Source organism: uncultured Methylobacterium sp., assembly GCF_964244095.1.
GTDB lineage: Bacteria > Pseudomonadota > Alphaproteobacteria > Rhizobiales > Beijerinckiaceae > Methylobacterium.
The window spans coordinates 1-11,451 of the sequence record NZ_CAXTHR010000134.1 but is presented as its reverse complement, the minus strand read 5'-3'; the positions used below and the strand labels follow the sequence as shown (position 1 = coordinate 11,451).

The window sequence follows — 11,451 nt, the reverse complement described above, 5'->3', positions numbered from 1 at the left end:
ACGGTCGCCTACAACGACAAGCACAACGAGGCCAACGGCGAGGGCAACCGCGACGGCCACTCGCACAACCTGTCGTACAATCACGGGGTCGAGGGGCCGACGACGGACCCCGAGATCCGCGCGGTGCGCCTGCGCCAGATGCGCAACATGCTGGCGACCCTGTTCCTGTCGCGCGGCACGCCGATGCTGCTGGCCGGCGACGAGTTCGCCCGCACCCAGAACGGCAACAACAACGCCTATTGCCAGGACAACGAGGTCTCGTGGATCGACTGGGCGGGGATCGGCGCGCAGGAGCGGGATCTGGCCGAGTTCACCCAGCGCCTGATCCTGCTGCGCAACGCCCTGCCGATCCTCAGCCGCGGGCGCTTCCTCACCGGCCGCTACGACGAGGAGTTCGGCGTCAAGGACGTGACGTGGCTGCGCCCGGACGGCGCCGAGATGGAGGGCGGCAACTGGAGCGACGGCGGCGCCCGCTCGATGGCGGTGCTCCTCGACGGCCGGGCCCAGGCCACCGGCGTGCATCGGCGCGGCGGCGACGCCACCCTGCTCATCATGTACAACGCCTATCACGACCTCGTGCAGTTCACCCTGCCCGAATCGGTCGGCGGTTCGGCCTGGACGCGGCTGCTGGACACCAACCTGCCCGACGACCAGGCGGTGGCGAGCTTCGGCTCCGGCCAGCGTTACGACGTCACCGGCCGCTCGATGCTGATGTTCGTGCTCAAGCCCGACGAGACGCCCGGCGATGCCTCCACGGAAATGGAACGCTCCTACCAGCACGTGATGCAGGCTTTCGAGCGCGCCAACATCGAGAACGTCCACTTCCATCTCGACGTGGATTAGAGGGGCGCCGCCCGACGCGTTCTGTTCGCGCCGGCGACGTGCCACCCAAGTTTGGACGATCGTGCGCCGCCGCGCGTTGGAGACCGACGCGCGGCGGCCTGCGTCGAGAGGGTCATCCGCTCATGCCCAAGATTCTGCTGGTCGAGGACCACGAGGAGATCTGGGACTTCCTCTCGCGTCGGCTCAGGCGCCGCGGTTACGAGGTGATCCTGGCCCATGACGGCGAGGCCGGCGTGCGGCAGGCGCGCGCGGGCCATCCCGACGTGATTCTGCTCGACATGAACCTGCCCGTCCTCGACGGCTGGTCGGCCGCGCGCGCGCTGAAATCCGGCAGCGACACCCGGGCCATCCCGATCATCGCGCTGACCGCCCACGCCATGTCGGGGGACCGCGACAAGGCGATCCAGGCCGGCTGCGACGACTACCACCCCAAACCCGTCGACTTCTCGAAGCTGCTGAGCCAGATCGGCGCGGCCCTGGGGGAGGCGGCGCCGGAGGCGTGAGCGTGGCGGAGCGTAACCCATGAGCGAGGACCCCGTCACCGCGCAGCGCCTGAGACACGGGCTGCCGGTCTTCGTGACGCTCGCCTCCATCCTCCTCGTCGTGACGGCGATGGCGGCGTTGTATTTCGGGCGCGACATCCTCGTGCCGGTGACGCTGGCGATCCTGCTCAGCTTCGTCCTCGTCCCGGCCGTGCGGCTGCTCCGGCGCATCCGCGTGCCGCGGGTGCCGGCGGTGCTGCTCGTGGTGGTCGTGGTGTTCGGCGCGCTGTTCGGCATCGGCACCCTGATCGCCCGCGAAGGCGGGCAACTCGCCGCCGACCTGCCGCGCTACTCGCAGGTGATGCAGGACAAGGTGAGGGCGCTGCGCGGGGCCACCGCGGGCACCGGCACGTTGTCCCGCATCGCCGACGTGTTCCAGGACCTCGGCGCCACGCTCTCGCCGCCGCCCGCGCCCGAGCTGAAGGGCGATCCCGGCTCTCCGGGCCATCCGCTCACCGTCGAGATCCGCGCGGCCCGCGCCAGCCTCGTCGACAACCTCCAGACCTTCGCCGGCCCGATCCTGCACCCGCTGGCGACCACCGGCCTGATCCTGATCTTCACGATCTTCATCCTGCTCCAGCGCGAGGACCTGCGGAACCGGATGATCCGGCTCGCGGGCTCGGGCGACCTGCGCCGCACCACCGCGGCGATCGACGACGCGGCGAGCCGGCTCAGCCGCTTCTTCCTGGCGCAGCTCGCCCTCAACGTCGCCTTCGGCGTGGTGATCGGCGTGGGGCTGTGGCTGATCGGGGTGCCGAGCCCGACGCTGTTCGGTGTGCTCGCGGCGATCCTGCGCTTCGTGCCCTACATCGGCGCCGCGGTCAGCGCCCTGCTGCCGCTGGTGCTCGCCGCAGCGGTCGATCCCGGCTGGAGCATGGTGATCGCCACCGCGGCCCTGTTCCTGGTGGTCGAGCCGATCGCCGGGCACGTGATCGAGCCGCTGCTCTACGGACACTCGACGGGGCTCTCGCCGATCGCGGTGATCCTCTCGGCGACGATCTGGACCTTCCTGTGGGGGCCGATCGGCCTCGTGCTCGCCACCCCGCTCACCGTCTGCCTCGTGGTGCTCGGCCGCCACGTCGACCGGCTGTGGTACCTCGACGTGCTGCTCGGCGACCAGCCGGCGCTCGATCCGCCGGAGATCTTCTACCAGCGCATGCTGGCCAACGACCCGGCCGAGGCGATCGACCAGGGCCGCCAGTTCCTGAAGGAGCGGGCACTGGTCACCTATTACGACGAGGTGGCGCTGGCGGGCCTGCGGCTGGCGCAGGAGGACCTCTCGCGGGGAACGCTGGACCGGGAACGCCAGGGCGAGGTCGGCGCCGCGATCCGCGCCGTGGTGGCGCGCCTCGGCACCGCGCCGGTCCCACGGCGCCCGCGCAAGGGCGCGCCGCGGCCCGCCAGCACCGAGGCCGCCGCCGCCGTCGCCGCAGCGGGGCCGGACCGGCAGGTCGCCGGCATCGTGCTCGGGCCGGAGGACCTCGCCCCGGCCTGGCGCGGCTCCGCCCCGGTGCTCTGCGTCTCCAGCCGCGGCCCGTTCGACGAGGCGGCGACGCTGATGCTGAGCCAGACGCTGACCCGCCAGGGCTTGCGCTCCGAGGTGATGTCGATGGTAGCGATCCGCGCGGGCGCGCGTCCGAAGGACGTCGGCGCCATCGCGCTGATCTGCTTCTCCTACCTCGAACCGGTGAGCCTGTCACAGATCCGCTTCACCGTGCGGCAGGCGCGCGCCGCGGTGCCGGGCGTGCGCGTGCTGGTCGGCTTCTGGCGCGAGCGCGATCCGGCGACGCTCGACCGCCTGCGTCGGGCGACCTCGGCCGACTTCCTGGCCACGACCCTCAACGCGGCACTGGAAAGCGCGCTGGCCGCCTCCCGCGACGGGGCGGGCGTGCCGGCCCGGCCGCCCGCGGTGCCGGCCGGGCCGCTCGCGCAGGCCGCGGAGTAGGCGAGGCCGCCCGAGCCTTTTTCCGATCCCTTGGCGCGCAAGTCCCTTGGCGCGCAAGTCCCTTGGCGCGCAAGCTCGAAGGCGTCCGCCGTTCCGTCGGCGACGCATGTCCGCAGGACGACAGGGCGATCGCTTGAAAGCGATCGCCCTGGTTTATTGTTGCCTCAAGCGCCGGCGGCCGCCTCCGCGGCCTTGGCTTGCGCTCCGCTCGACGCCCGAGAGGACATCCGTCCTCTCGGGCCCGCTCCGCGGGGCGCTCTTCGCGCCCGGAAAGCGGCACGATCGCTCTTCGAGCGATCGCCCTGGCAAGACGACCGGGGACGTTGACCTTTCCGCCGCTCGGCGTCAGAGACCCTCCGGCGCCGTCAGCTTGATGGCGATCCCGTGCGCGTCGCGGTCGAAGATGTGCGCCACGTCCTCAACCAGCCACCGCGCCGGCTCGTCCTCGAAGCCGATGATGACGCATTCGCCGATCCGCGGGACCGGCTGCCCGGGCGAAAACGCGATCGTCCGGCGCAAGGATCGGACCCCATGCCCCGAGACGGCGTCCGGGGCTAGGAAGACCACGTCGATGTCGGACATGCGCGAGGGCCGTTGGCTCTGGAACTTCGATCGCGAACGCTTGCGGGTTACCGTCTTCGCGCCGAGCGCGGCCGGCCGCAAGAGCCGCCTTGCGGGAATCCGGTCCGCGAGACCGGTCGGGAATCGATTCCATGTCGATGGAAACGGCGCCATCGCCGCGCGGCGATGGCGGACGGAAGGACGCTCCGGTCGCCGCGAGAGGGCCGGGACCGCGTCACGGCGCGCCGGCACCCGGTGGATCGGAGGTGGACGCCCGCGCGGAGCGGATCGCATGGCCGTTCCCGGCGTTGCCGCGAAGGTGCCAGGTCGCGCCGACGCGTTCGGCGGACAGCGATCCCGGGCGTCCGCGCCCCGCCGCGCACGTTCGGCCCGAGGCGGGTTCTGCAGGGGCCGGGCCGCGGAAACCCAGCGCAGCGGTGAGACACCATCGGCATGACCATGACGCCAGAGACCCCGCCGACCGGTCGCACCACCCGCGTGGGCACCGGGTCGGCGATCAACGTATCGGACCCGCGCAACGAGATCTTCTTCGCCGCGGTCGAGACCACCCGCATGCCGATGACGGTCACCGACCCGCACCAGCCCGACAACCCGATCATCTTCGCCAACCAGGCCTTCGTGGCGATGTCGGGCTACGGCCCCGAGGAACTGATCGGCCGGAACTGCCGCTTCCTGCAGGGACCGGAGACGGACCGCGACGCGGTGACCCAGTTGCGCGCGGCGATCGACGACGGACGCGAACACAGCACCGAGATCCTGAACTACCGCAAGGACGGCTCGACCTTCTGGAACGCGCTGTTCGTCTCGCCGGTCTACGACACCGACGGCGCACTGATGTTCTTCTTCGCCTCCCAGCTCGACGTGTCGCGCCGCCGCGACGCCGAGGAGGCGCTGGGCCAAGCCCAGAAGATGGAGGCGCTCGGCCAGCTCACCGGCGGCATCGCGCACGATTTCAACAACCTGCTCCAGGTCATCGTCGGCTACGTCGACATCCTCAGCGCCGGGCTGGAGAAGCCGGAGACCGACAAGGCCCGGCTCGGACGCGCCGCGCAGAACATCCGCCACGCCGCCGAGCGGGCGACGACGCTGACGCAGCAACTCCTCGCCTTCTCGCGCAAGCAGCGGCTGGAGGGCCGGGCGGTCAACCTCAACAGCCTGATCGAGGGCATGCGCGAGATGGTCGCCCGCTCCGTCGGCGAGGCGGTCACGATCGAACGCGACCTCGCCCCGGACCTGTGGAACTGCCGCGTCGACCCCACACAGGCCGAACTCGCGCTGCTCAACGTGATGATCAACGCCCGCGACGCGATGCCGGATGGGGGCACCATCCGGATCGTCACCGAGAACCTCGACGTGAGCGCGGACGACCTCACCGGTACCGGCCCCCTGCGGGAGGGCCGCTACGTCCAGATCTCCGTCACGGATTCCGGCACGGGCATGCCGCCGAGCGTGCTGGCGCGGGTGATGGACCCGTTCTTCACCACCAAGGAGGAGGGCAAGGGCACCGGGCTCGGGCTCTCGATGGTCTACGGCTTCGCCAAGCAGTCCGGCGGGGCGGCGCAGATCGAATCGACCCTGGGCCGGGGCACCACCGTCCGGCTGTCGTTCCCGGCGACCGAGCTCGTGGTCGCCGAGGCGCCGAAGGCCGCCACGTGCGCCGTCGAGCGGCAGGGCACCGAGACCATCCTGATCGTCGACGACCGCGAGGACGTGGCCGAGCTCGCCCGGACGATCCTGCGCGACTTCGGCTATACGACGCTGGTGGCCGGGAACGGGCGGGCGGCGCTCGACATCCTCGACGGCAACGACCGGATCGACCTGATCTTCACCGACCTGATCATGCCCGGCGGCATGAACGGCGTCATGCTCGCCCGCGAGGCGCGCCGCCGCCGGCCCAGGCTCAAGGTGCTGCTCACCACCGGCTACGCCGAGGCCAGCCTGGAGCGAACCGATGCCGGCGGATCGGAGTTCGACCTGCTGAACAAGCCCTACCGCCGCACGGACCTCGTCCGCCGCGTGCGTGCCGTCCTCGACGGGCCGACCGGAGCCGGCTGAAGGGTGTCTTCGCACGACGGGAGGAAGCCATGCCGCAGGGTGACAAGGGCAAGTACACCGACAAGCAGATCCGCAAGGCCGAACACATCGCGGACTCCTACGAGAAGCGCGGCGTGCCCGAATCAGACGCCGAGGCCCGCGCCTGGGCGACGGTCAATAAGGACGACGGCGGCGGCAGGAAGCCCGGCGGCTCGGGGCGGGCCAGAGTGACGGGGCATCCGGCAGCCCATGCCGGCGGCGAGAAGGGCGGGGCCTCGGCCTGCCGCACCGCCGAGGAGCGGTCGGCCTCGGCCAGGAAGGCGGCCGCCACCCGGAAGGCGCGCGGGGGCTGACGCAGCGGACCGAGAGGCCGAACCGGGACGGCGGCGTATCCTTGAGCGCATCGAGACGGTCGCCATCGCGGCAGGAAGGGATTAGGCTGCCTGCGGCGCTCGCGGCCGTTCATGGCCGGACGTCCCGACATGCCGGCGGCGGTCCTTCGCCCCCGGCCGCGACGGGCCGGCGAGACGCCCGAAAAGGCCGGCACGCCATGCCGGAGCCGCACGGAGGAACAGCACCATGAACAAGCCGGAATTTTTGGCCGACGCCAGGACCAAGTCGCCGTTCTCGGCCCGCTACGAGAACTTCATCGGCGGCCAGTGGGTTGCCCCGTCGAACGGCCGCTACTTCGAGAACACCTCGCCGATCACCGGCCGGGTCATCTGCGAGGTCGCTCGCTCGGACGCGCAGGACGTGGAGAAGGCGCTCGACGCCGCCCACGCCGCCAAGGACGCCTGGGGCCGGACCTCGGCCGGCGAGCGCGCCCGCATCCTCAACAGGATCGCCGACCGGATGGAGGAGAACCTCGACCTGATCGCGCTCGCCGAGACCTGGGACAACGGCAAGCCGATCCGCGAGACGGTCAACGCCGACATCCCGCTCGCCATCGACCACTTCCGCTACTTCGCCGGCTGCATCCGCGCCCAGGAAGGCGGCATCTCCGAGATCGACCACGACACGGTGGCCTACCACTTCCACGAGCCGCTCGGCGTCGTCGGCCAGATCATCCCGTGGAACTTCCCGATTTTGATGGCCGTCTGGAAGGTTGCCCCGGCGCTCGCCGCCGGCAACTGCATCGTGCTGAAGCCCGCCGAGCAGACCCCCGCCTCGATCCTCGTGGTACTGGAGCTGATCGCCGACCTGCTGCCGCCGGGCACGCTGAACGTCATCAACGGCTTCGGCCTGGAATGCGGCAAGCCGCTCGCCTCCTCGCCCCGCATCGCCAAGATCGCGTTCACCGGCGAGACGACGACGGGCCGGCTGATCATGCAGTACGCCTCGCAGAACCTCATCCCGGTCACGCTGGAATTGGGCGGCAAGTCGCCGAACGTGTTCTTTGCCGACGTGGCCAACGAGGACGACGACTTCCTCGACAAGACGCTCGAGGGCTTCACGATGTTCGCCCTCAACCAGGGCGAGGTCTGCACCTGCCCCAGCCGCGCGCTGGTGCACGAGTCGATCTACGACCGCTTCATGGAGCGGGCGATCAAGCGCGTCGAGGCGATCACGCAGGGCTCGCCGCTGGACCCCGCGACGATGATCGGCGCGCAGGCCTCCTCCGAGCAGATGGAGAAGATCCTCTCCTATATCGACATCGGCCGGCAGGAGGGCGCCACGGTGCTCACCGGCGGCGCGCGCAACGTCAAGGACGGCGAGTTCGCCGACGGCTTCTACGTCCAGCCCACGGTGTTCCAGGGCCACAACAGGATGCGCATCTTCCAGGAGGAGATCTTCGGGCCGGTGCTCTCGGTCACGACCTTCAAGGACGACGCCGACGCGCTCTCCATCGCCAACGACACGCTCTACGGCTTGGGGGCCGGCGTCTGGACCCGCGACGGCACCCGCGCCTACCGCTTCGGCCGCGCGATCCAGGCCGGCCGCGTCTGGACGAACTGCTACCACGCCTACCCGGCGCACGCGGCCTTCGGCGGCTACAAGCAGTCCGGCATCGGCCGCGAGAACCACAAGATGATGCTCGACCACTACCAGCAGACCAAGAACATGCTGGTGAGCTACTCGGCCAAGAAGCTCGGATTCTTCTAGCCTCGACGGTGGTGCCTCGGTTCCTCCGGGCTGGGGCCTCGACCACCCGAAACCACCTCGCCCCGGCCCACGCGGCCGGGGTCTTCTTCTCGCAACTCACGGTTGGCCGGAAGTCGTTCCGTTGGGGCTCGCGGCGGGAGAGGACGCATCTCCCGAGTTGGCTCTCTCGATCGCCCCCTTCCCTCTCGCGTAGAGGGGAGAGTCTGCGGCTTCACGCATCCCTGCGTTTGGCGCGTCGGTGGCCGCGCATCCCCTCGCCCCGCTTGCGGGGAGAGGGCTTTGCCGACCTTGTTGTCGGCAAAGCGAGGCGGCAGCCGAGGGTGAGGTGGTGACACCGAAGGAGGCATATCCGATCGCGTCCCCTCACCGTCGCTTCGGCTTCGCCTCTCGCTCCCCGGCTGCACGACGGGGTGCAGCCGGACCTCTCCCCGCCTGCGGGGAGAGGGGACCCGCGCGTCATCCGATCGCGTCGAGAGATTGAGTGCATCTGCTGGCCCGCGAAGGGGAGAAGGAGGGGCCGGACCGGGATTCCTCCCGGTTCGCGCTATATGCGGACGATCCATCACGGACGAGAGATCAGACCATGACCGAGGCATCGACGATCGAGGCCACCACCGCTGAGCAGGCCGGCGTCGACGGGACGCCGCTGCGCGTCACCGCCACCCCGGCGGCGCTCGCGCTCATCGCGGACCTGCGGGCCGAGCACGGGCCGGTGATGTTCCACCAGTCCGGCGGCTGCTGCGACGGCTCCTCGCCGATGTGCTACCCTGTGGGCGATTTCATCACCGGCGACGGCGACGTGCATCTGGGCCAGGTGGGCGGCGCGGACTTCTTCATCTCGCGCCCGCAGTTCCAGGTCTGGAAGCACACCCACATCATGCTCGACGTGGTGCCGGGCCGCGGCGGCATGTTCTCCCTGGAGAACGGCCGCGAAAAACGCTTCCACATCCGCTCGCGGCTGTTCACGGCGGCCGAGAACGCGGCGCTGGACGGGGCGTGCAAGCTGTAGGCGTCCTACTGCGCCTGCGCCCGCTCGGCCGCCAGCCGTTCCGCGCGGGTGCGCTCGTCGATGTTGAGGCCGTTCAGCGCCTGGTCGAGCCACGCATCGGATAGGCCCTGGCCGGCCGCCGCGAGGTTCCAGGCCGCCGCCTCGACGGAATTCTTCGCCACGCCGCGCCCGGTCGCGTAGAGGCGCGCGACCCGGTTCTGGGCGATGGCGTTGCCGCGCGCCGCCGCGTGCAGGAAGTAGCGGGCGGCGCGCGCCTCGTCCTTGGGCAGCCCGGTGCCGTTGAACAGGAGGATCGCGAACTCGACCTCGCCGGCCAGATCCCCGTTGTCGGCGGCCCGGCGGAACAGTTCGGCCGCTTGGCCTGCGTCCTTCGGGACGCCGCGGCCCTGGAGGTAAAGCACGCCGAGGTCGTGCTGGGCCGGGCCGATCTCGCCGTCGGCCGCCTTGCGGAACAGCGTGGCGGCGCGGGCTTGATCGTCCTCGGTGCCGCTGCCCAGCAGCAGCAGCGCGAGGTTGTAGGCCGCCGTCGGCGAGCCGTGCTCGGCCGCCTGCTCCAGCCAGCGCCGTCCGGCCTTCGGGTCCTTGGCGACGCCGCGCCCGTCCAGCGCCATCAGCCCGAGCGAGGACATCGCGCCGGGCTCCCCTTGCGCCGCCGCCAGCCGGTACCATTCCGCGGCCTTCACCGGGTCGGGGCGGATGCCGAGGCCCTGATTATAGAGTTCGCCGAGCAGCGTCATCGCCGCCGCGTCCCTGCGGTCGGCCTCGATGCGCTTGGTCGCCTCGCGGAACGCGGTCACGTACTGCCCGCGCTGGTAGGCGCCGTAGGCGAAGTCCGGCGGGCGGTCGGTGGCGGGCGGGCGGGCGCCTCCCGCGTAGCCCGCGGTGTAGGGCGTCGGCAGGTCCCGCATCGGCGGCTTGGCCGGGTCCTTGCCCGGAGGCTTGGCCACGTCCGTGCCCGGAGGCTTGGACGGCTCCACCGCGCCCGGCGCCGCCCGCGCCGGAAGGCTCGCGAGGACCAGCAGGGCCACGGCCGAAAGGAGGCGTTTCACGGTGCGGCTCCGGCGCCCGCAAACGCGTCCCGCACGCGCGCGAGGATCGCAGGTTCGGCCATCCACAGGCCGCCCTCCAGGCCGACGAACTCGGCCCCCGTGGCGCGGAGGCCGGCGATCTCGCCCTCCCCGCAGGCCACGCCGATGCACGGCGTCTCGAAGATCTCGGCCCACCACGCGGCGCGCTCGCGGACCGCCTCGGCCTCCGGGGCGACGCCGTCGGGGTAGAGGCCGCCGAACATCAGGTAGTCGATCCCGGCCTCGCCCGCGTCCATCGCGGCGTGGCGGGTCTCGATCCCGCCGACACCGAGGATGCGCCCATCGCGCAGGCGCTCGCGCAGGTCCCGCAACTGGCCCTCGGCCGGCTTGTCGACGTGGATTCCGTCCGCGCCGCCGCGGGCCGAGACGGCGACGAGGTCGCCCGCCAACCCGGCGCAGGCCACGACCAGCGCCGCGCCGCCCGCCTGCGCCACCGGCGCGACCCGCTTCACCAGCGCGATCAGACTGCGCTCGTCGGAGGGCGCCAGCCGCAGGATCACCGCGGCGACGTCGCCCGTCCCGCAGGCGCGCTCCAGGGCGGGCAGCAGGGCATCGACCTGTTCGGGGCCGACCCGGTGCGGGGTCAGCAGGGTGAGGCGGGGCACGTCGGTCATGCGCCGTGATACCGCCGCCGCGCGGTCCGGGGAAGCGGGTCGGCTCTCCCTCAGCCGGCGGCCGCGATCTTCGGGTCGAGCGAGCCGTCGGCATAACGCCTGGCCATGGCCGAGAGCGCGATCGGGCGGATCTTGGAGCCCTGGCCGGCGGTGCCGAACGCCTCGAAACGCTGGCGGCACAGCTTGGTCATCGCCTCCATGGCGGGCTTGAGGTACTTGCGCGGGTCGAACTCGGCGGGGTTCTCGGCGAGCACCTTCCGGATCTGGCCGGTGAGCGCCATGCGGTTGTCGGTGTCGATGTTGATCTTGCGCACGCCGTGCTTGATCCCGCGCTGGATCTCCTCGACCGGCACGCCCCAGGTCGGCTTCATCTCTCCGCCGTAAGCGTTGATGATGTCCTGCAATTCCTGCGGGACGGACGACGAGCCGTGCATGACGAGGTGGGTCGTCGGCAGGCGCCGGTGGATCTCCTCGATGATGTTCATCGCAAGCACCTCGCCGTCGGGCTGGCGGGTGAACTTGTAGGCGCCGTGGCTGGTGCCCATGGCCACCGCCAGCGCGTCGACCTTCGTGGCAGCCACGAACTTCACCGCCTCGTCCGGGTCGGTCAGCAACTGGTCGTGGGAGAGCTGCCCTTCCGCGCCGTGCCCGTCCTCGGCCTCGCCCTGGCCGCTCTCCAGCGAGCCGAGCA

Annotated in this window: 10 protein-coding genes and 1 pseudogene; 7 read left to right on the top strand and 4 right to left on the bottom strand. The window is 71.1% G+C overall.

All coding sequences use genetic code 11. From position 1 onward, the window contains the following. The 3 genes and pseudogenes from ACFE86_RS17740 to ACFE86_RS17730 form a co-directional block, all read left to right on the top strand. Window positions 1–843, top strand: a pseudogene (locus tag ACFE86_RS17740) (glycogen debranching enzyme GlgX); the annotation flags it as partial. A gap of 122 nt (window positions 844–965) precedes the next feature. Beyond that, window positions 966–1,346 (top strand): response regulator, encoded by a 381-nt coding sequence (locus ACFE86_RS17735; RefSeq protein ID WP_375456643.1) that lies wholly within the window; start codon window positions 966–968, stop codon window positions 1,344–1,346. A 19-nt stretch (window positions 1,347–1,365) separates the two neighbouring features. After that, the gene (locus ACFE86_RS17730; RefSeq protein ID WP_375456642.1) at window positions 1,366–3,330 is read left to right on the top strand and encodes an AI-2E family transporter; all 1,965 of its coding nucleotides are present in this window, start codon (window positions 1,366–1,368) and stop codon (window positions 3,328–3,330) included. 345 nt (window positions 3,331–3,675) lie between these two features. Here ACFE86_RS17730 and ACFE86_RS17725 read toward each other — a convergent pair whose 3' ends face one another. Continuing rightward, on the bottom strand, window positions 3,676–3,912 hold the full coding sequence (locus ACFE86_RS17725; protein WP_375456641.1) for a hypothetical protein: 237 nt from the start codon (window positions 3,910–3,912) through the stop codon (window positions 3,676–3,678). Between the two features lie 432 nt (window positions 3,913–4,344). Here ACFE86_RS17725 and ACFE86_RS17720 point away from each other — a divergent pair, with 432 nt between their 5' ends. The 4 genes from ACFE86_RS17720 to ACFE86_RS17705 all read left to right on the top strand — a co-directional run bounded on the left by ACFE86_RS17720 (window position 4,345) and on the right by ACFE86_RS17705 (window position 9,058). Continuing rightward, a complete protein-coding gene (locus tag ACFE86_RS17720) occupies window positions 4,345–5,967 on the top strand; it encodes a histidine kinase famiy protein (RefSeq protein ID WP_375456640.1) in 1,623 nt (540 codons plus the stop codon). A 29-nt stretch (window positions 5,968–5,996) separates the two neighbouring features. Continuing rightward, window positions 5,997–6,299 carry a plasmid stabilization protein gene (locus ACFE86_RS17715; protein ID WP_375456639.1) on the top strand — a complete coding sequence of 101 codons (303 nt, stop codon included), beginning with the start codon at window positions 5,997–5,999 and terminating at the stop codon, window positions 6,297–6,299. Window positions 6,300–6,525: 226 nt separating this feature from the next. Then, window positions 6,526–8,049 carry an aldehyde dehydrogenase gene (gene adh, locus ACFE86_RS17710; RefSeq protein ID WP_375456638.1) on the top strand — a complete coding sequence of 508 codons (1,524 nt, stop codon included), beginning with the start codon at window positions 6,526–6,528 and terminating at the stop codon, window positions 8,047–8,049. 583 nt (window positions 8,050–8,632) lie between these two features. After that, window positions 8,633–9,058 carry a DUF779 domain-containing protein gene (locus ACFE86_RS17705; RefSeq protein ID WP_375456637.1) on the top strand — a complete coding sequence of 142 codons (426 nt, stop codon included), beginning with the start codon at window positions 8,633–8,635 and terminating at the stop codon, window positions 9,056–9,058. Between the two features lie 5 nt (window positions 9,059–9,063). On the opposite strand, the gene ACFE86_RS17700 is transcribed toward ACFE86_RS17705, so the two are convergent. The 3 genes from ACFE86_RS17700 to ACFE86_RS17690 form a co-directional block, all read right to left on the bottom strand. After that, complete coding sequence (locus ACFE86_RS17700) at window positions 9,064–10,005, bottom strand: tetratricopeptide repeat protein (protein WP_375456644.1); 942 nt, start codon at window positions 10,003–10,005, stop codon at window positions 9,064–9,066. A 98-nt stretch (window positions 10,006–10,103) separates the two neighbouring features. Then, entirely contained in the window at window positions 10,104–10,760 is a 657-nt protein-coding gene (locus tag ACFE86_RS17695) for a thiamine phosphate synthase (protein WP_375456636.1), read from the bottom strand. A gap of 50 nt (window positions 10,761–10,810) precedes the next feature. Continuing rightward, window positions 10,811–11,451 (bottom strand): class II fructose-bisphosphate aldolase (locus ACFE86_RS17690; protein WP_375456635.1); only part of this gene is annotated, 641 nt, incomplete at its 5' end.